Source organism: Herbaspirillum lusitanum P6-12 (assembly GCF_000256565.1).
Lineage (GTDB): Bacteria > Pseudomonadota > Gammaproteobacteria > Burkholderiales > Burkholderiaceae_D > Herbaspirillum > Herbaspirillum lusitanum.
Genome location: NZ_AJHH01000607.1, coordinates 1 through 18,188 on the forward strand (window position 1 = coordinate 1; position 18,188 = coordinate 18,188).

General features: G+C 60.2%; 19 protein-coding genes. 15 read left to right on the forward strand and 4 right to left on the reverse strand.

The features are described from left to right. Window positions 1-54: 54 nt before the first annotated feature. On the reverse strand, window positions 55-618 hold the full coding sequence (gene phaP / locus HLUSI_RS0119875; protein WP_016835612.1) for a TIGR01841 family phasin: 564 nt from the start codon (window positions 616-618) through the stop codon (window positions 55-57). A 280-nt stretch (window positions 619-898) separates the two neighbouring features. On the opposite strand from phaP, the gene HLUSI_RS0119880 reads away from it, so the two are divergent. Both HLUSI_RS0119880 and HLUSI_RS0119885 read left to right on the forward strand, forming a co-directional pair. Beyond that, on the forward strand, window positions 899-1,801 hold the full coding sequence (locus HLUSI_RS0119880) for a histone deacetylase family protein (protein ID WP_016835613.1): 903 nt from the start codon (window positions 899-901) through the stop codon (window positions 1,799-1,801). Window positions 1,802-1,864: 63 nt separating this feature from the next. Further along, a complete protein-coding gene (locus HLUSI_RS0119885) occupies window positions 1,865-2,779 on the forward strand; it encodes a DMT family transporter (protein WP_016835614.1) in 915 nt (304 codons plus the stop codon). A 5-nt stretch (window positions 2,780-2,784) separates the two neighbouring features. Here the strand turns inward: HLUSI_RS0119885 and HLUSI_RS0119890 are convergent, their stop codons facing one another. Then, window positions 2,785-3,609, reverse strand: a complete 825-nt coding sequence (locus HLUSI_RS0119890; RefSeq protein ID WP_016835615.1) for a helix-turn-helix transcriptional regulator — start codon at window positions 3,607-3,609, stop codon at window positions 2,785-2,787. Between the two features lie 134 nt (window positions 3,610-3,743). On the opposite strand from HLUSI_RS0119890, the gene HLUSI_RS0119895 reads away from it, so the two are divergent. Both HLUSI_RS0119895 and pbpG read left to right on the forward strand, forming a co-directional pair. Next, window positions 3,744-4,508: a class I SAM-dependent methyltransferase gene (locus HLUSI_RS0119895; RefSeq protein WP_016835616.1), complete on the forward strand. Its 765-nt coding sequence runs from the start codon at window positions 3,744-3,746 to the stop codon at window positions 4,506-4,508. A gap of 513 nt (window positions 4,509-5,021) precedes the next feature. Further along, complete coding sequence (gene pbpG / locus HLUSI_RS0119900) at window positions 5,022-6,137, forward strand: D-alanyl-D-alanine endopeptidase (protein WP_016835617.1); 1,116 nt, start codon at window positions 5,022-5,024, stop codon at window positions 6,135-6,137. 443 nt (window positions 6,138-6,580) lie between these two features. On the opposite strand, the gene HLUSI_RS0119905 is transcribed toward pbpG, so the two are convergent. Further along, window positions 6,581-7,366: an IclR family transcriptional regulator gene (locus HLUSI_RS0119905; RefSeq protein ID WP_016835618.1), complete on the reverse strand. Its 786-nt coding sequence runs from the start codon at window positions 7,364-7,366 to the stop codon at window positions 6,581-6,583. A gap of 415 nt (window positions 7,367-7,781) precedes the next feature. On the opposite strand from HLUSI_RS0119905, the gene HLUSI_RS0119910 reads away from it, so the two are divergent. The 9 genes from HLUSI_RS0119910 (at window position 7,782) to HLUSI_RS0119950 (ending at window position 15,388) form a co-directional block, all read left to right on the forward strand. After that, window positions 7,782-8,795 (forward strand): sulfate ABC transporter substrate-binding protein, encoded by a 1,014-nt coding sequence (locus HLUSI_RS0119910; protein WP_029363804.1) that lies wholly within the window; start codon window positions 7,782-7,784, stop codon window positions 8,793-8,795. A 110-nt stretch (window positions 8,796-8,905) separates the two neighbouring features. After that, window positions 8,906-9,496, forward strand: coding sequence for an NADPH-dependent FMN reductase (ssuE, locus tag HLUSI_RS0119915; protein WP_016835620.1), 591 nt, complete (start codon window positions 8,906-8,908; stop codon window positions 9,494-9,496). A 121-nt stretch (window positions 9,497-9,617) separates the two neighbouring features. Further along, complete coding sequence (locus HLUSI_RS0119920; RefSeq protein WP_016835621.1) at window positions 9,618-10,586, forward strand: sulfonate ABC transporter substrate-binding protein; 969 nt, start codon at window positions 9,618-9,620, stop codon at window positions 10,584-10,586. Window positions 10,587-10,675: 89 nt separating this feature from the next. After that, entirely contained in the window at window positions 10,676-11,851 is a 1,176-nt protein-coding gene (gene ssuD / locus HLUSI_RS0119925; protein WP_016835622.1) for an FMNH2-dependent alkanesulfonate monooxygenase, read from the forward strand. A gap of 9 nt (window positions 11,852-11,860) precedes the next feature. Beyond that, window positions 11,861-12,703: an aliphatic sulfonate ABC transporter permease SsuC gene (ssuC, locus tag HLUSI_RS0119930; protein ID WP_016835623.1), complete on the forward strand. Its 843-nt coding sequence runs from the start codon at window positions 11,861-11,863 to the stop codon at window positions 12,701-12,703. A 50-nt stretch (window positions 12,704-12,753) separates the two neighbouring features. After that, window positions 12,754-13,623, forward strand: a complete 870-nt coding sequence (locus HLUSI_RS0119935; protein ID WP_029363805.1) for an ATP-binding cassette domain-containing protein — start codon at window positions 12,754-12,756, stop codon at window positions 13,621-13,623. 63 nt (window positions 13,624-13,686) lie between these two features. Further along, on the forward strand, window positions 13,687-13,902 hold the full coding sequence (locus HLUSI_RS0119940; RefSeq protein ID WP_007884497.1) for a TOBE domain-containing protein: 216 nt from the start codon (window positions 13,687-13,689) through the stop codon (window positions 13,900-13,902). Between the two features lie 24 nt (window positions 13,903-13,926). Beyond that, entirely contained in the window at window positions 13,927-14,793 is an 867-nt protein-coding gene (locus HLUSI_RS0119945) for an EAL domain-containing protein (RefSeq protein ID WP_016835625.1), read from the forward strand. 1 nt (window position 14,794) lies between these two features. Further along, window positions 14,795-15,388, forward strand: coding sequence for an RBBP9/YdeN family alpha/beta hydrolase (locus tag HLUSI_RS0119950; RefSeq protein ID WP_016835626.1), 594 nt, complete (start codon window positions 14,795-14,797; stop codon window positions 15,386-15,388). Window positions 15,389-15,646: 258 nt separating this feature from the next. Here the strand turns inward: HLUSI_RS0119950 and HLUSI_RS0119955 are convergent, their stop codons facing one another. Then, window positions 15,647-16,414, reverse strand: coding sequence for an SDR family NAD(P)-dependent oxidoreductase (locus tag HLUSI_RS0119955; protein ID WP_016835628.1), 768 nt, complete (start codon window positions 16,412-16,414; stop codon window positions 15,647-15,649). A gap of 161 nt (window positions 16,415-16,575) precedes the next feature. On the opposite strand from HLUSI_RS0119955, the gene HLUSI_RS0119960 reads away from it, so the two are divergent. Together HLUSI_RS0119960 and HLUSI_RS32920 are read left to right on the forward strand one after the other, a co-directional pair. Continuing rightward, window positions 16,576-17,466: an AraC family transcriptional regulator gene (locus HLUSI_RS0119960; RefSeq protein WP_016835629.1), complete on the forward strand. Its 891-nt coding sequence runs from the start codon at window positions 16,576-16,578 to the stop codon at window positions 17,464-17,466. Window positions 17,467-17,875: 409 nt separating this feature from the next. Then, a partial coding sequence (locus HLUSI_RS32920) for a DUF3304 domain-containing protein (protein ID WP_157137934.1) occupies window positions 17,876-18,188 on the forward strand: 313 nt, incomplete at its 3' end.

Genomic DNA, 18,188 nt, shown 5'->3' on the forward strand with positions numbered 1-18,188 from the left:
CATAACGAATATTGTCTGCCCGGGTGTTGTTCAGGCTCGAATTATTCGTTGAAATTATTTCTTGCTGCGGCTTGTTGCTTTTACGGTTGCCTGCGACAGCTGATCGACGGCGCTGGAGACGTTGGCTTCCAGTGCTTCGCTCGCTTGTTTGGCGCTCTTGGTGAATTGCTCGTAGCCGGCGTTAAAGTTGCCGATGGTTGTCTTGACGAAAGTGATCGCGTTTTCCGAACCGGCCGGGGCGTTCTTGGAGGCCTCGTCGATCAGCGAAATCACCTTGCGGTTGACCTCCGCCAGTTGCGCTTCGGCGGTCTTGGTCAGTTCCGCTTGCGTCGTGGACACGATGCCGGCCAGATGGCGGCCATAAGCCAGACTCTTTTCGACGGTAGGCTGAGCCTGCGCGCTCGAGAATGAAAAGAATTCCTGCGCATCCTTTGCGGTCAGCAGCTTCTGTGTCGCTTCGCGCGTTTCTTCCAGGGAAGACTTGGTGGCTTTCAGGTTCAGGTCGACCAGCTTTTCGACGCCCTCGAAGGTCTTGTTGGCAAACTGGCTAAACAGTGCGATTTGCGCTTCGAAGTTCGCTTTGGTTGCGGCGGAGAATTGTTCGGTGAGAGTCGTCATTTTGCGTAGTCCTTTGGTCCGATATCAAGATTGAATGGAATGGGGCAGGGAAATGCACGCTATTGTTGGACACTCTTTTGTGCGGTGCACAATTCGGATTTTAGGTGAAAACACCGGCATGTCAATAGGTTTGCCGACGATTTTCAAAAAGATTGTGGCGCATTTCCCGCAGATGTCACACATACTCCCGAGTCGGTTTTTTTTGGGGCCGCTTCAGTCTTGCATCAGGCCTGTATCGGCGTCCGCATCAAGCTGCTGAATGCCTATTGAAAGTCAATGTTTGAGAGCCTATTACAGCGACCATTTCGTCCTGCCGCTGCCGGTCGGACATCGTTTCCCGATGATCAAGTATCGCCTCATCCGCGAGGGCGCCGCGCGTGCAGTGGCGGATCTGGAATTCCATGAAGCCCAGGCAGCCACCGACGGCGTGCTGGCGCTGGCGCATCATCCGCGCTATGTCGATCTGGTCTCGCGCGGCGCCTTGCCGGAGCAGGTGCAAAAGGACATCGGCTTCCCCTGGTCGCCGGAAATGGTCGAGCGTTCGCGCCGGTCCGCCGGCGCCACCATTGCCGCTTGCCGCAGCGCTTTGGAGCAGGGCGTCGCAATCAATCTGGCCGGTGGCACGCATCACGCCTATGCCGATCGCGGCGCCGGATTTTGCGTGTTCAATGACGCCGCCGTGGCGTCGCGCCTGATGCAGGCCGAACGCCGCGCCGCCCGCGTCGCCATCGTCGATCTGGATGTCCATCAGGGCAACGGCACCGCATCGATTCTGGCGAAGGACGATTCGGTGTTCACCTTGTCGCTGCACGGCGAACGCAACTATCCATTCGAAAAAGAACGCAGCGACCTCGACGTCGCCTTGCCCGACGGCGTTGGCGATGCCGACTACCTGGCTGCATTGGAGGCGGCGCTGGCGCAACTGATGGCGCGCTTCGATCCGCAACTCATCATCTACCTGGCCGGCGCCGATCCGCACGAAGGCGACCGGCTCGGGCGCATGAAACTGAGCATGGACGGCTTGGCGGCGCGCGACACACTGGTGTTCGAACTGGGTCGTCAGCAAAGAATTCCGATCGCGGTTACGATGGCGGGCGGTTACGGAAAAAACATCGAAGACACCGTCGCCGTCCACGTACAAACAATAACGCTAGCCAGTCGATACGCTGCCGACTGGAATTGAACCCGGAGCCAGGATTTTCAACCCGCTTCCGCGCAGACTTCCCGCAGTGTGTTTTGGATAACTATGATTCGCATCGCCGCCGGCGCCGCCCAGGACAAACGCTCCTGGAATCCCTTGCTGCTCAATTTCGTTCCGCTGGCCTTCGTGCTGATCTGGAGCACCGGCTTCATCGTCGCCAAGTTCGGCCTGCCGTACGCGCCGCCGCTGACTTTCCTGGTGCTGCGCTTCGCCGGTGTGCTGATTGTCCTGGTGCCGCTGGTGCTGGTGCTGCGCGCGCCGTGGCCGCAAGGACGGCAGATCGGACACATCGCCGTGGCCGGCGTGTTGTTGCATGCGGCCTATCTGGCGGGCGTGTGGAGCGCCATCAAGATGGGCATGCCGGCCGGGTTGACCGCGTTGATCGTCGGCATGCAACCGGTGCTCACTGCATTCGCCGCACCCTTCGTGGGCGAGCGCGTCAAGGGACGCCAATGGCTGGGATTGGGGCTCGGTTTGTGCGGCGTCGGGCTGGTGGTGGCCAACAAGATTTCACTGATCGGCTTGTCGTGGCAAGCGATTTCCCTGTGCGTCATGGCGCTGGTGACGATCACCATCGGCACGCTGTATCAGAAACGCTTCTGCCCGCACTTCGACCTGCGCACCGGCACTATCGTGCAGTTCGTGGCGTCGTTGCTGGTGGTGCTGCCGTTTGCGATTTTCCTGGAAGACTTCGACCTGAGTCTACATGCGGTCGCGTGGACGCCGCAGTTCATCGGCGCCTTGCTGTGGTCGGTGCTGGCCTTGTCGATCGGCGCCATCTTCCTGCTGTTCGCGCTGATCCGGCGCAGCGCCGCCACCAGCGTCACCAGCCTGCTGTACCTGACGCCGCCGACCACTGCCGTGATGGCCTGGCTGATGTTCGGCGAAGTCTTCAGCGTGATCGGCATCATCGGCATGGTGGTGGCCGTGATCGGCGTCGCTTTCGTGGTGCGCAAGTAGTTCGTTCAGACGGGCATCAAGGTAATCAGCTTCAGATCCGGCCGGTTCGCTACACGGAAATTCACCTGCTGGTAAGTCAGCTCGCCCTGTACGGGATGGCGGAACAGGCGCTTGCCGCCTTCGCGTTCGACCACATCCTGCAGGCTCCAGGCGCGCTTGAACAGCGCACTGCGCGCCGATAATTCTTCCACCATCGTCTTGATCTGCGGATCGTCCAGGTACTGGCCGCAATCGGCGCGAAACTCCGCGACCAGGCGGCGTGCGCGCTGTTCCCAATCGGTGATCAGTTCTTGCGAGGCCGTCGTGCAAAACGTGAAAAACAGCAGGTTGCCATATTCGCTGCCGGCGGTGAGCCAGCCCGTGAACAGCTTGCGAGCCGGCGCGTTGCAGGCTAGTGCGTTCCAGTAGCGGTCCAGCACATACGCCGGTTGGCGGATGCTGCGCACGACATCGAGAATTTCCGGCGCGATGCTTTCGGTGTGATCCTCCTGATGCACCGGATCCTTCTTTTCCGCCAGTTCAAACAAATAGGTGCGTTTGGCGCGCGGCAGGTGCAGGGCATCGGCGATACGCGCCAGCGCTTGCGGCGAGATCGAATCGGTGCGGCCTTGTTCTATCCAGGTGTACCAGGTCACGCTGATGCCGCACAGCTGCGCCACTTCCTCGCGTCGCAAGCCCGGCGTGCGGCGTCGGGTGCCGTGCGACAGATGGCCGAGTCCGGCCAGCGTCGGCGAGATCTGCTCGCGCTGCGATTTGATGAACTCGCCGAGTGCTTTGCGCTTGATGTCGGGTTTGAGAGTCTTGTCCTGTCTGGCGTCGTCGGATGGCATGGCGAAAAGGAGGTTGAAGCTGTTGGTTTTGGTAATAGTATAAATGGTGAACTTGTACCAGGATACAGAACAACTAAACTTGCGTCTCCAGCCACTCAATCACCACGTGAACATATCAACCCAGGGAGCCAGGAATGCGTAGCCACAATGAAGTGATTTCCGAACAATTCGGCACTACCGCCGCCTCGTATCTGACCAGCGCCGTCCACGCGCAGGGTGCGGATTTGCAAGACCTCGCGGCGTATGCCGCAGCCTATCCGCACGCCCGCGTGCTGGACCTGGGCTGCGGCGGCGGCCACGCCAGTTTCGCCACGGCGCCGTTCGCCGCACAAGTGGTCGCCTACGATTTGTCGGCGCAGATGCTGGAAGTGGTGCGCGCCGCCGCCGTCGAACGCAAATTATCGAATATTGAAGTGCAGCAGGGCAGCGCCGACCGCCTGCCGTTCGCCGATGCCTCATTCGACGTCGTTTGTACGCGTTTCAGCGCGCATCACTGGCGCAATCTGCCGCAGGCCTTGCAGGAAGCCGCGCGCGTGCTGAAGCCGGGCGGTCGCTTTGTGGTGATCGACACCGCAGCGCCGGCCGATGTGCTGGCCGACACCTACATGCAGGGCATCGAACTGCTGCGCGACACCTCGCACGTGCGCAACGTCAGCCTGTCGTCGTGGAAAAAACTGATTGCGCAGACCGGCCTGCAGGTCGAATTTTCCAAGAGTTGGAAACTGACGCTGGAATTCGCCTCCTGGGTCGCACGCATGCGCACCTCGCCGGAACACATCGTCGCCATCAAGTCGCTGTGGCGCGCCGCGCCGGTAGAGGTGCGCGCTTACTTCAACGTGGCGGAAGATTATTCCTTCGACATCGATACCGTGCTGGTGGAAGCGATCAAGCCGATTTAAAGCACGCCCAATAATATATTGGAGCCCATGTGCGCTCGGGCTGTTTGCATTCACTTTGCTGATGCTCGTCAACGGAGGCGGGGGGGCGCTCGTTATACCGCTCAATCAGGTAGTGTGAGCGGTGTTCTTTATCTGACTGTTTCCCCCCAAGTATGCTGGCGACGCTGGTGTGCAATTACGGCTTCGTCCGCATCGGGTCCGCGAGTGCGTCGCAATGCGTTCATCTGGTCCCGATATTCGCCTCTGTTATCGCGATGGACTGGCTGGAGGTGACGTTACACTGGTATCATGCTGTGGGTTTTATTTCGTACTGGCGGGTCTGTTTATAGCAAATCTGAGGTGTCGCGACCGTTAAAAAGAGTCGCATGGGGTTTCTAAAAATTAAAAAAAGCGCATTTTTCAAGAAAGTTGTTTAAAAAGTTGCGCTAACTACCTAATTATCTTGCGATTTTCCCTTGGTTTGCTACACTGCCAACAGTTTCTTGTATGTATCAATCAGGGGGAGGTTCACCAATGCTCAAATCTGCGCTAGCTGCCGTCGCTACGGCACTTCTGGTCCTGGTCGGCACTTCCTCTGTGCAAGCGCAAACTTCGCCTAATTCCAAGAAAACCGCCGTTAAAAAGGCCGTAATCAAGAAGAACGTCGTCCATCGTCGTCCAGTCGCCGCGCCCAAGCGGGCCACGCAAGCTTCGCTGGACCGCCGTGAAAAACTGGTCAAGAAGGTCGCCGTCGTCCACGGCAAGCGCCGCGTCGTGTATCAGCGCGTCGCAGCGATGCCGACCGTGCCGGTGGTGCCGCCCGTCATGACCGCCGGCGACATGGCCGGCCTCAACCTGACGCAAGATCCGCTGGCGCTGCGTTCCAACGTCGCACTGGTAATCGACCAGGCCAGTTCGCAAGTCCTGTTTGAAAAAAATTCCTCCGTCGCCTTGCCGATTGCTTCCGTCACCAAGCTGATGACTTCGCTGGTGGTGGTTGAAGCGCGCCAGAACATGGAAGAAATCCTCACCGTCAGCGATGACGATGTCGATCGTCAAAAACACAGCAGTTCCCGCCTGCGCGTCGGTGCGCAATTGTCGCGTGACGACATGCTGCACATTGCACTGATGAGTTCCGAGAATCGCGCTGCATCGGCGCTCGGTCGCAATTATCCGGGCGGCCTGCCGGCATTCGTCGCCGCGATGAACGCCAAGGCGCGCTCGTTGGGCATGATGGATACGCACTACGTGGATTCGACCGGCCTCTCCAGCAATAACGTCGCCAGCGCACGCGATCTCGCCAAACTGGTGGTCGCAGCTTATAACTACCCGATCATTCGCCAATACTCGACCGATGCCAAATACATGGTCGAGCCCAGCGGCCACGCTCTGCAATACGCCAGCTCCAACCGCCTGACCTCCAACAAGGAATGGGATATCGGCCTGCAGAAGACCGGTTTCATCAACGAGGCGGGGCATTGCCTGGTGATGTATACCCGCATCGAGGGGCGTCCCATCGTCATGGTCTTCCTCGATTCCAAGGGCCGCCTCTCGCACGTGGGTGACGCCGCCCGCATGCGCAAGTGGCTGGTGGATGACCAGCCCAGCAACCTGACCCGCATGAAGATGGTGCGCGCCGACGAGGGTTGATGGAGGCGGATGGCCTTGCCTGCAAATGCTTGAATGAAAAATGCCGTTCAGTGATGAACGGCATTTTTGTTTGCGCTTCAGAAAACCGTTCGACCTGAGTCGGCCACGCGGCGGTAGCGAGGGGGACGCTGACCGATGCGCGACGACCGCCGCGCCTTCGATACGCCGCTGCGCGGCTACTCAGGACGAACGGGATGGGAATGTACTCAGGACGAACGGGATGGGGATGATTGGGTGGGCAGTGGAGGGCGGATGCGTCGTAGAGAAACTGCTTGTATTTCAGAAAACCGTTCGACCTGAGTAGGGCCGCGAGGCCCGTATCGAAGGCGCGCCGACCGATGCGCGACGACTGCCGCGCCTTCGATACGCCACTGCGCGGCTACTCAGGACGAACGGGATGGGAATGTACTCAGGACGAACGGACTGCGTGAGCTGAAGCGTGTTCAACTCCGGTCCTGACGATACCCCAGCGCCGAGGAAATCTGGCTGGCCGTGCTGACCAGGTCTTCCACCCAATCTTCCTGCAGTCGATCGGCCGGCGCCGAAATCGACAGTCCTGCGACCAGTTTGCCGGAGTCGTCGCGGATGCCTGCCGCCATGCAGCGCACACCCAGCTCCAGCTCTTCGTTGTCGCGTGCGTAGCCAAGCGCGCGCACCATGCTCAGCTCGCGCTCCAGCTTGCTCAGGTCGGTAATCGAATTCTTGTTGTGGCCGGCCAGCCCGGTGCGCGTGGCATAGGAACGCACCGCCTTGGGGTCGTCGATGGAGAGGAACAGCTTGCCGGTCGAGGTCAGATGCAGCGGCGCCCGGCCGCCGATGGCGCGCACCACCTGCATGCCCGAGCGTTCGGAGAAGGAGCGGTCGATATAAACAATTTCATCGCTCTGGCGCACCGACAAGTTGATGGTCTGATGGGTCTTGCGGTGCAGGGCGCGCATGAAGTCGAGTGCGGCTTCGCGTACGCTCAGGCGGCTCTTGACGATGTTGCCGAGTTCCAGCAGACGCATGCCGAGGCGGTAGGTGCCGGGCTCCGAGCGATCGACGAAACGCTTCACCACCAGGTCGTTGAGGATGCGGTGGGCCGTCGATGGATGCAGCTTGGTGGCGGCCGACAATTCCTTCAGGCTGACCGGATCCGGATACATTGCCAGCGCGTCCAGCAGGGACACCATCCGCTCAATGACCTGGATCGATATCGCGCCTGTCTCGTCGTGGGCTTCTTTTTTCATCTCGATTTCTGATGCATTGCAATAGGTTCTTTATACCACATTGTGAAAATGAGAAGAAGACGGTGCGCCAGGACGAGGCGTTTTACGGGGCCGCCGGTAGTTTTACGATGAAAAAATGAAACGGCGGCGACAGTGTTCAAGGGACGGATAGCAGCCCCGGCTCCGTGATTGCGTCGTAACGGCCGATATTACGATTCGCCGGGAATTCCTATTCATCCATGCCTCCCGGCTATATTGCTGCCGGTGATTCCCTTATGCGAATTTGATATGAACAGCGCCTGTCTATATTCGGCAGTCTTGTTGTTGCATATCTGTTTTTCGCATATTGAGAGAAGAAAGTATTCGTTCGTTTTTTCTTGCCGCCTCATTAACCTGTGCTCTCCAGAACAAAACTGAACAAAGAGGGATGCAGATCATGTTGAAAAAGCTTATCAAGTCGGTTGCCGTGGCAGCCTTGTTTTCCCAGGTTGTGCCGCTGGCGCACGCTGCGGATATCTCCTTGCTGAATGTCTCCTACGACCCGACTCGCGAACTCTACGCCGACTATAACAAGGCCTTCGCCAAGTACTGGAAGGCCAAGACCGGCGACAACCTGACCATCAAGGCATCCCACGGCGGTTCCGGCAAACAGGGACGCTCCGTCATCGACGGCATCGACGCAGACGTGGTGACGCTGGCGCTGGCTTACGACATCGACGAAATCTCCGAAAAGGCCAAACTGCTGCCGGCCGACTGGCAAAAACGCCTCGACCACAACAGCTCGCCATACACCTCGACCATCGTGTTCCTGGTGCGCAAGGGCAACCCCAAGAAAATCAAGGACTGGGACGACCTGATCAAGCCGGGCGTCTCGGTGATCACGCCGAATCCGAAGACTTCGGGCGGCGCACGCTGGAACTACCTGGCGGCATGGGCCTACGCGCTGAAGAAGGGCGGCAATGACGCCGCTGCACGCGATTACATCTCCAAGCTGTTCAAGAACGTGCCGGTGCTGGACTCCGGCGCACGCGGCGCCACCATCAGCTTCGTTGAACGCGGCCTGGGCGACGTCCTGCTGGCATGGGAAAACGAAGCGCTGATCTCGCTGAAAGAATGGGGTCCGGACAAGTTCGACGTCATCACCCCATCGATCTCCATCCTGGCTGAACCGCCAGTATCGATCGTCGACAAAGTCGTTGATCGTCGCGGCACCCGCAAGGTCGCCGAAGAATACCTGAAGTATCTGTATTCCGATGAAGGCCAGGAAATCATCGCCAAGAACTACTACCGTCCGATCAACCCGAAGATCGCTGCGAAGTACGCATCGCAATATCCGAAGGTCAACCTGATCACCGTCGACAACACCTTCGGCGGTTGGCAGAAGGCCCAGAAGGATCACTTCTCCGACGGCGGCAGTTTCGATCAGTTGTACGTACCGAACAAGAAGTAAGCATCCGGCGTAACGATACAAGTTCGACCCTCAGCGCCAAACTCCGGGAGCCTGCATCACGGCTTCCGGAATCATCCCAAGATTCACCTGATTCACCCTTTGAGTTGACCATGACGATTCTCTTGTTGGCCGGCAGTCCTTCCGCTCCGTCCCGTTCCACCCGCTTGCTGCACCACGTCGGCGAAAAGCTGGCCGCGCTCGGGCACCGCTATTCCAAACTGGACGTGCGCGACTTGCCGGGACAGGCATTGATCCGCGCCGACTTCAACGACCCCGAGATCAAGGCCGCGCTGGCCCGCGTTGCAGAAGCTTCCGCAGTCGTCGTGGCGACGCCGGTCTACAAGGCAGCCTACAGCGGCGCGCTCAAGGCTTTCCTCGACCTGTTGCCGCAGTTCGGCCTGACCGACAAGCTGGTCTTGCCGCTGGCGACCGGCGGTAGTCAATCGCACATGCTGGCGCTCGATTACGCGCTGCGTCCGGTGCTGTCGTCGCTAGGGCCCAAGCATGTACTGCCAAGCATTTACGCCACCGAAGCGCAAGTGATCTGGTCGGAGCAGGACGGCCTGGTGCTTGATGCGCCCATCGTGGCGCGCGTGCAGGAAGGCGTCGACCAATTGTCGAGCAGCCTGCTGGCCTTGCACAAGACCGCGCCGGGAGCATTCACCGACGTACCGTTTTCGCAAATCCGATGTAGCGTTTAAGCGTAGCTCCGAATCTAGCTCCGCTTCAAATTAGTCATCCATGCAAGACCCAAGATCCGCTGCAGGAGCGGAGGGGCCTTGTTACGCCGAATTTCACAAAATAACAGTTACGGGAAAACAGATGAGTGCACAACAACGTTCCGCCAGACGCCGTACCCTCGGTCTGCTGACCACTCTGGCCATTGCCGCTGCAGGCCTTGGCGTGAGCAATTTCGCCGCGGCCCAGTCCAGGCAAGTGCTGCGCATCGGCTATCAAAAAGCCGCCAGCACGCTGGTGCTGCTCAAGGCGCACGGCTCGCTGGAAAAGCGTCTCCAGGCGCAAGGCGTGGAAGTCAAATGGGCCGAATTCACGGCCGGGCCGCAACTGCTGGAAGCGCTGAATGTCGGCTCAGTCGACTTCGGCTATGTCGGCGAAGCGCCGCCGGTGTTTGCCCAGGCGGCAGGTGCGAACTTCGTCTATACCGCGTATGAAATCCCGACGCCGGATGCTGAAGGCCTGCTGGTGCAAAAGGATTCGCCGATCAAGAGCGTGGCCGAACTGAAGGGCAAGAAGATCGCCTTCAACAAGGGTTCCGACGTGCACTGGCTGGTGGTGGCCCTGCTCAAGAAAGCCGGCCTCAGCTATAGCGATATCCAGCCGGTTTACCTGGCGCCGGCCGATGCCCGTGCCGCGTTTGAAAAAGGCGCCATCGACGCGTGGGCCATCTGGGATCCGTTCCAGGCCGCCGCTGAAAAACAGATCGGCGCACGTCGCCTGGCAACCGGTGTGGGCGCAGTCAGCCATCATCAGTTCTTCCTGAGCGCGCGTCCGTTCGCTGAAAAGAATGCGGCGATCATCAAAGTGCTGCTGGAAGAAATCACCAAGGAAGGCCAATGGATCCGCGCCAACACCAAGGAAGCCGCGACCCAACTCGCGCCTATCCAGGGTCTGGACACCGATGTCATCGAAATCAGCCTGAAGCGCTATGAACATATCTTCCGGCCGATCGACGCCAAGGTGCTGGAAGAGCAGCAACGCATCGCCGACGCCTTCTTCGAGCTCAAGCTGATCCCGAAAAAACTCAGCGTCAAGGACGCGGTGCTGAAGTAAGAAAGTAATACGCACGAAGGATGCGCCGGCTTTCGAGAGAGCGGCGCACCGCTGGTTTTACCTGATACCGATATCGATTGGAGTTTGCAATGAACGTTTTCTGGTTTATCCCCACGCACGGCGACAGCCGCTACCTCGGCACCGCAGAAGGCGGTCGCCTGGTCAGTCATGACTACATGAAGCAGGTCGCAGTCGCCGCCGATACCTTGGGATATGACGGCGTGCTGCTGCCGACCGGACGTTCCTGTGAAGACGCCTGGGTCACAGCCGCCAGCCTGATCGGTGAAACCAGGCAACTGAAATTTCTGGTCGCGGTGCGTCCCGGCCTGAGCGCACCGACGTTGTCGGCGCGCATGGCAGCGACCTTCGACCGCCTGTCCGGCGGCCGCTTGCTGGTCAATGTCGTCACCGGCGGCGATCCTGCCGAGCAGGAAAGCGACGGCATCTTCGGCACCCACAAGGAGCGCTATGAAATCTCCGATGAGTTCCTCAAGATCTGGCGCGATGTGCTGAGCAAGACCCATACCGGCGGCGAAACCAATTTCGAAGGCAAGCACCTCAGCGTCAAGGGCGCCAAGGCGCTCTATCCACCGGTACAGGCGCCATACCCGCCGCTGTATTTCGGCGGCTCCTCGGACGAAGCGATCGACCTCGCCGCTGAACAAGTCGACGTCTACCTGACCTGGGGCGAACCGCCCGAAGCTGTCGCCGAAAAGATCGCCATCGTGCGCGCACGCGCCGCCAAGGCCGGCCGCACTCTGCGCTTCGGCATCCGCCTGCACGTGATCGTCCGTGAAACCACGGAAGCCGCCTGGCGCGCTGCCGATGAACTGATCAGTCGGCTCGATGACGAGACCATCGCCAAGGCCCAGGCCAACTTTGCCCGCATGGATTCGGAAGGGCAGCGCCGCATGGCGGCCCTGCACGGCGGCCGCCGCGACAAGCTGGAAGTGAGTCCCAACCTGTGGGCTGGGGTCGGCCTGGTGCGAGGCGGCGCGGGCACGGCGCTGGTGGGCGATGGCCCGACGGTGGCCGAACGGCTCCAGGAATATGCGGCGCTGGGCATCGATACCTTCATCCTCTCGGGCTATCCGCACCTGGAAGAGTCCTACCGGTTTGCCGAACTGGTGTTTCCGCTGTTGCCGCGCAAGCAGAAGGAAACGCTGCCCGGCTTCAACCTGACCGGCCCGTTCGGCGAGATCGTCGGCAACACCCACGTACCGCCGCCGGTCGCCAAGCTGGCGCAGCAAGTTTCGGAGAGTTAAGGAGCCGTCATGAGTACAAGCATCGCCAGCCCTACCGTCGATACGCCGCGCAAGATCGCTGCTGCTAAAAGTAGCGGCAGCGGCAGCAGCAATGGTTTTGGCGCCACGCAATTATTGTCCTGGGCCTTGCCGGTCGGCTTGATCGTGGTGTGGCAGATCGCAGCGCAACTGGGCTGGCTGTCCAGCCGTATCCTGCCCGAGCCGTGGGCAGTGTTGCGCGCAGCCTGGAACCTGTCGGTATCGGGCGAGTTGTGGACGCATCTGGGCGTCAGCACAGGGCGCGCCGCCTCGGGCTTCGCCGTCGGCGGCGGACTCGGCCTGCTGCTTGGACTGCTGACCGGCACCTTCCGCCAGGCCGAAGTGCTGCTCGACACCACGCTGCAGATGGTGCGCAATATTCCGGCGCTGGCGCTGATCCCGCTGATGATCCTGTGGTTCGGCATCGACGAGACTTCCAAGCTGTTCCTGGTGTCGGTCGGCGTGTTCTTCCCGATTTACCTCAATACTTTCCACGGCATCCGCTCGGTCGACAAGGGCCTGATCGAAATGGCGAAGAGCTACGGCTTGTCCGGCTGGCCGCTGTATCGCGACGTGATCCTGCCCGGCGCGTTGCCGTCGATCCTGGTCGGCGTGCGTTTTGCGCTCGGCCTGGTGTGGGTGCTGCTGATCGTGGCCGAAACCATCTCGGCGCAAGCCGGCATCGGTTACATGACCATGAACGCCCGCGAATTCCTGCAAACCGATGTGGTGCTGGTCGGCATCCTGCTGTACGCGCTGCTCGGCAAACTGGCCGACGTGCTGGCGCGCAGCCTGGAAAAATTCTGGCTGCGCTGGCATCCGGGTTATCAATGAACAAGGCAACCAACAAAGCAACCAGCAAAGAAACGGATAAGGGCGTCGCGATGCAAAACAATCCTGTCGAAACCACGCAAGTAAAGAATGCCGCCGAAGCGCAATCCGGCAAGCAGAGCCGTGGCGTGCGCGTCGCCATCGACGGCCTGTCGAAATCCTATGCCGGCCGCGAAGTTCTGAAAGCCGTCGCGCTCGACGTCAAGCCCGGCGAATTCGTCGCCATCGTCGGTCGCAGCGGCTGCGGCAAGAGCACCTTGCTGCGCCTGATCGCGAAACTGGAAACCGCCACCCACGGCGAAGTCGCCTTCGCCAAAGACGACGACGGACGTCAAGCGGGCTTCGAGCCGGAGACCCGCATCATGTTTCAGGACTCGCGCCTGCTGCCATGGAAACGCGTGCTCAACAACGTCGCGCTGGGCTTGCCCAAGGCAGCCTTGCCGTCGGCCTCGCAAGCGCTGCGCCAGGTCGGTCTGGAAGAACGCGCCGGCGAATGGCCGGCTGTCCTGTCCGGCGGCCAGCGTCAACGCGTGGCGCTGGCGCGCGCTCTGGTGCACGACCCCGAATTATTGCTATTGGACGAACCGCTGGGCGCGCTTGATGCGCTGACCCGCATCGAGATGCAGCAACTGATCGAATCGCTGTGGCAAAAGCGCGGCTTCACCGCCGTGCTGGTCACGCATGACGTGCAGGAAGCGATCGCGCTGGCCGATCGCGTGGTGCTGATCGAAGACGGCCGCGTGGCCCTGGACCAGCGCATCGACCTGGCCCGCCCGCGCTCGCGCGGCCAGGCGCAGTTTGCGGCGCTGGAAGAAGCGATCCTGGCGCGGGTGCTAAGGCATCCGGGTAGCGAATCCGCCATCGAGGAACTGGAACCTGCGTTTGCGCCGCGTGGCGTGCAGCAGGTGCAGTGGGCCATCTGAACAACATTGATTTCAACCCCTACGGCGCGGCAAGTGCCACACCGTTTCATCAAGGAGCAGAGCATGACCATTCAAGCCATCAACGTCCGCAATCAATTCAAGGGCAAAGTCAAAGCCATCATCGAAGGCTCCGTCGTCTCCGAAGTCGATGTCGAAACACCAGCCGGTATCGTCACATCGGTCATCACCACACGCTCGGTCAAGGACCTGGGCCTGGTGATCGGCAGCGAAGTCGTCGCGCTGGTCAAGGCGACCGAAGTGTCGATCGCCAAGCTCTGATCCGATTTCATCGCGGAGCCATTGATGAAGTATCAAGCCCTGGAAAAATATCTTGCCCGCCTCAATGGGCCCGACGGTTCAGGCGGGCAAGAGTCCAAGGTCTGGCTGGATGCGGAAGGGCGGGCGCAGGGCAAGTATTTCAACACCACGCTCACTTCCGCGTTTCAACCGATACGCGTATTCGGCAGCGCCGGCACGCCGGACGCCGCCACGCCGGACGCCACCATCGTTGCGCATGAAGGATTTGCGCGCAGCTATTCCGAAGACGACAGCGGTCTGCATCTGTGGCGCCTGCTCGACCAGGCCGCCAGTGATGACGAGTCGGTCGAACTGGATCGCTTGTGCCGCATGTTGCATTCGATCAATTTTTATCGCCAGGTGGACTATGACGTCAGTCTGCACCTGAGCGTGCATGCGCGTTTGCTGGCAGCCGTCGACAGCAATCACGGCATCGCTTTCCGCCGTATCCTCAATCTGCTGGAACTGCCGCATGACAAGATCGTGCTGCAAATGCCGGTGGTGACGCAGAACCAGGGCTGGCTGCTCAACTACGTGCTGGACAACTACCGGCGCAACGGTTTCCGGCTCGGCATCAGCGCCGCCGATGCACGCGATGCGCTGGCCTTGCTGGAGAAGGTCAAGCCCGACATGATCAAGGTCGACGCGCGCGAACTGACCGATGAAGAGGGCACCGAGAAGTTGCTGCGGCAAGCTGCTGCACACGGCATTCGGGTGGTATTCAAGCGCGTCGAGAATCCTGTGGTGTTCGCCCGGTTGCAGGACTTCGGCGGCAAACTCGGCACGCCGGTGTATGCTCAGGGCTATCTCTGGGATACGCCGAAATCGATCCTGGCGCTCCCGCTTCCCGACTCTGAAAGCAAGGTGGCCTGACATGGGCAAAACGACCGCACGCAATCAAGGCAGCTCCGTTGTTCCACGCATTGCGGATTTTCGCGTGTTGGTGGTGCCGGGACTTGACGGCAGCGGTCCCGAACATTGGCAGTCGCGTTGGCAACGGCTGTATCCGGCCTTCGAGCGGGTAGAGCAGGATCGCTGGGACGTTGCCGATTTGCCGGTGTGGTCAGCGCGTTTGCAGGAAGTGCTGGCGCAGGATGTTCGTCCTACCGTGATCGTTGCACATAGCTTTGGCTGTCTGACGACGGTGCATCGCGTGGGGATTGATGCCGGTCGGATCGTCGGTGCGTTGCTGGTGGCGCCGGCGGATCCTGAAAAATTCAAAGTGGCCGATGTGGTGCAGGTGCGGCTGCCGTTTCCTTCAGTGGTGATCGGCAGCACCGACGATCCCTGGATGTCTGCGGAACGTGCTGAACATTGGGCGGGCGTTTGGGGCGCCGAGTTTGTCAATGCGGGGGCGGTGGGGCATATCAATACTGCTTCGGGGTTGGGGGATTGGGTGGCTGGGCAGGAGGTGTTGGCGGAGTTGGTTAAGCGGGTTGGTAACCGTAATTCTGTGGCCTCTACCTGACCTGTCTTCCTGTTCTCATTAATTTTTTTCTTTCTTCGGACGACCTCGCCGGGGGCGGCCCGGCGTCGTCAGGCACAAATCGGGAAGGGAAACAAACTCGCTGCGCTCAGACAAGTTTCCCTTCTTTATCCGATTTGCACCTGCCGCCACCGGCTACTCGCAAGCGGGAATTCCAGACTGGCTCGCTGCGCGTCGCCAGGGGACTGAGATGGTTTTTAGATCGCCTGTCGCTTTTACTCCTGCTTCCTCGTCCTCGTCTTAAATTCCTTGTCCGCCGGACACTTCAATTCTCTGCGCCGTCACCCAGCGATTGTCCTGCGACAGCAGTGAGGCGATCATCGGGCCGATGTCGTCCGGTACGCCTACGCGGCCCAGTGCGGTCAGGCCCGCAAACTGTTTGTTGATCTCGGGATTGTCCCGCACCACGCCGCCGCCGAAATCGGTTTCGATGGCGCCGGGGGCGACCGTATTGACGGCGATGCCGCGGGCTCCGAGTTCCTTTGCCATGTAGCGCGTGAGCACTTCGACTGCGCCTTTGGCGGCGGCATATACTGCATAGCCGGGGAACGAGGTGCGCGTCAGGCCCGAGGACAGGTTGACGATGCGGCCGCCGTCGGCGATCAAGGGCAGCAGGGTTTGCGTCAGGAAATAGACGCCCTTGAAATGCACATTGACCAGGCCGTCGAATTGCGCCTCGGTGGTGTCGCCGATCAGGGCGTAGTCGCCGTGGCCGGCGTTGTTGACCAGGTGATCGATGCTGTTGCGCGACCAGGTGTCGCGCAGCGCGGCGCACAGGCGTTCCGCGAAAGGGGCGAATGCGGCAACGTCGCCGGTATCGAGCTGCAACGCGACCGCCTTGCGGCCGAGTGCCTGGATTTCAGCAACCACGGCTTGCGCTTCGTCGCTGCGGCTGTGGTAGGTGACGACAACGTCGCCGCCATGGCGGGCGATGCTGAGGGCGGTGTTGCGGCCGAGTCCGCGGCTGGCGCCGGTGACGAGGGTGATCTTGGTGGCAGTGGTGGTCATGGTGGGCTCCTGTGCTGTGATGTATCGATGCGTTGATGGAAGCCGCAGTATCGAACGCAGGGGGCGGGTCCGGTTACCGGATACTCGACGTTCCTTGCCTGATCCTCCAAGTCGAGTGCAAGTCGCGTGCAAGACAATCGCCGACAAGGTAGGCTTGCACCATGACGACCTTACTCACTGCCGTGCAACGCTATGCCGACGCTCATGCCGGGCGGGACGGGCTGGCGCATACGCCCATCGCCGGACTCACCATCGTGCGCGCGACCGAGGTCAGCGAATTGCTCTACGCCATTTCGCGACCGCTGGTGTGCCTGGTCTTGCAAGGCGGAAAACGTGTCGCCATGGGTGCGCAGGCCTTTGCCTTCTCGGCCGGCGATTCGCTACTGATCACGGCCGACGTGCCGACGGTCAGCCAGATTACGCACGCAAGTCTTGCCGCGCCTTACCTGTCGCTGGTGTTGGAACTCGATCCTGCGGTGATTGCCGATCTGGCGATGCAGATGGAAGCCGCACCTGCTTCCGCACAGGCACCGGTGCGCGTCGACCCGACCGATGCGGAAGTCGCCGATGCGGCGTTGCGGCTGATGCGCTTGCTTGATCGTCCGGCCGCGTTGCCGGTACTGCAGACCCAATTGACGCGCGAGTTGCATTACTGGCTGCTGGCGGGCAAGCATGGCGCTGCGATTCGCAATCTGGGATGGCCGGACAGTCAGGCGCGGCGCGTGGCGCGGGCGGTCGAGGTGTTGCGGACCGATTTCGCGCAGGCGTTGCCGGTGGAACGCCTGGCGGCGGTGGCGGGCATGAGCCCGTCGTCATTTCATCAGCATTTCCGCAGCGTGACTTCGTTGTCGCCGCTGCAGTTCCAGAAGCAGCTGCGCCTGATCGAGGCCAGAAGGCTGATGCTGACCGACGGCGTCAGCGCCAGCAGTGCGGCGTTTGCGGTCGGCTATGAGAGCGTGCCGCAGTTCACGCGCGAATACGGCAGGATGTTCGGCCTGCCGCCGGCGAAGGATACCGAAGAGGCGAAGAGCAAGGTGCGTGCTTCCGCCTAAAAGCTCGGTCACGATATGCAGAGTAACTCCGCCAAGAATATCGGATTGGAGAATTGCAAACTGGCATCGCGTCCAGTTTCTCGCAGGCCGCGCTAATCTGATTTTTTCATGTCTCTCTTCAACATGCTGATGTCATCCGGGTCGGTCGCGCTCCCCGCGACAAAGTACCAATGCGTCGTTCCATGTCAAATCCTGTATTGCCCAGTTTCTCGGGGCGAGCATGAACACGTTTTTAAGTCCCTCCGACTGACAAATCAATTCAATAACCTGCAGGAACACTCTCTCCATATTTAACGGTTTTTGCTGATTTTTTGGGGCTGTAGTTCCGCGCATATTTACAAGCTTCGTATCTTCACGGACATTGGCAGACTGTATTTTTCTCAAGAAGTGCTTGCCAAGGAAAACCACGATGACGATTAAAAGGCTACTACTGCCACTGCTGCTATTTGCCAGCATCTTTACCTTGACTGCTTGTAATGCGACCGCGCCGGAAGCGCCAGCAAAGACATCCACGCTGTCGTATGTACCTATACCGAGAGAATATGTCTCGGTCTCTTGCGTGACACACGGGACAGGCTATATCCATTCTTTTTACATCGAAGAACCGGCTTCAAGCAGTCGGTTGGGTGGTCGGGAAGCGGGCGGCACTAACTGCGGGGGCATCATCGCGGCGGGCTACGCTCTGCCCAAGGCCTGGTTTCCGGGGATGAAGGTCAAAGTGC

Coding starts and splice junctions, on each gene's coding strand:
- HLUSI_RS0119940 (WP_007884497.1), top strand. CDS start 13,687: ATGACCATTCAAGCCATCAACGTCCGCAATCAATTCAAGGGCAAAGTC.
- ssuD (WP_016835622.1), top strand. CDS start 10,676: ATGAACGTTTTCTGGTTTATCCCCACGCACGGCGACAGCCGCTACCTC.
- pbpG (WP_016835617.1), top strand. CDS start 5,022: ATGCTCAAATCTGCGCTAGCTGCCGTCGCTACGGCACTTCTGGTCCTG.
- phaP (WP_016835612.1), bottom strand. CDS start 618: ATGACGACTCTCACCGAACAATTCTCCGCCGCAACCAAAGCGAACTTC.
- HLUSI_RS0119935 (WP_029363805.1), top strand. CDS start 12,754: ATGCAAAACAATCCTGTCGAAACCACGCAAGTAAAGAATGCCGCCGAA.
- ssuE (WP_016835620.1), top strand. CDS start 8,906: ATGACGATTCTCTTGTTGGCCGGCAGTCCTTCCGCTCCGTCCCGTTCC.
- HLUSI_RS0119960 (WP_016835629.1), top strand. CDS start 16,576: ATGACGACCTTACTCACTGCCGTGCAACGCTATGCCGACGCTCATGCC.
- HLUSI_RS0119885 (WP_016835614.1), top strand. CDS start 1,865: ATGATTCGCATCGCCGCCGGCGCCGCCCAGGACAAACGCTCCTGGAAT.
- HLUSI_RS0119910 (WP_029363804.1), top strand. CDS start 7,782: ATGTTGAAAAAGCTTATCAAGTCGGTTGCCGTGGCAGCCTTGTTTTCC.
- HLUSI_RS0119920 (WP_016835621.1), top strand. CDS start 9,618: ATGAGTGCACAACAACGTTCCGCCAGACGCCGTACCCTCGGTCTGCTG.
- HLUSI_RS0119945 (WP_016835625.1), top strand. CDS start 13,927: ATGAAGTATCAAGCCCTGGAAAAATATCTTGCCCGCCTCAATGGGCCC.
- HLUSI_RS0119955 (WP_016835628.1), bottom strand. CDS start 16,414: ATGACCACCACTGCCACCAAGATCACCCTCGTCACCGGCGCCAGCCGC.
- HLUSI_RS0119905 (WP_016835618.1), bottom strand. CDS start 7,366: ATGAAAAAAGAAGCCCACGACGAGACAGGCGCGATATCGATCCAGGTC.
- HLUSI_RS0119890 (WP_016835615.1), bottom strand. CDS start 3,609: ATGCCATCCGACGACGCCAGACAGGACAAGACTCTCAAACCCGACATC.
- ssuC (WP_016835623.1), top strand. CDS start 11,861: ATGAGTACAAGCATCGCCAGCCCTACCGTCGATACGCCGCGCAAGATC.
- HLUSI_RS0119950 (WP_016835626.1), top strand. CDS start 14,795: ATGGGCAAAACGACCGCACGCAATCAAGGCAGCTCCGTTGTTCCACGC.
- HLUSI_RS0119895 (WP_016835616.1), top strand. CDS start 3,744: ATGCGTAGCCACAATGAAGTGATTTCCGAACAATTCGGCACTACCGCC.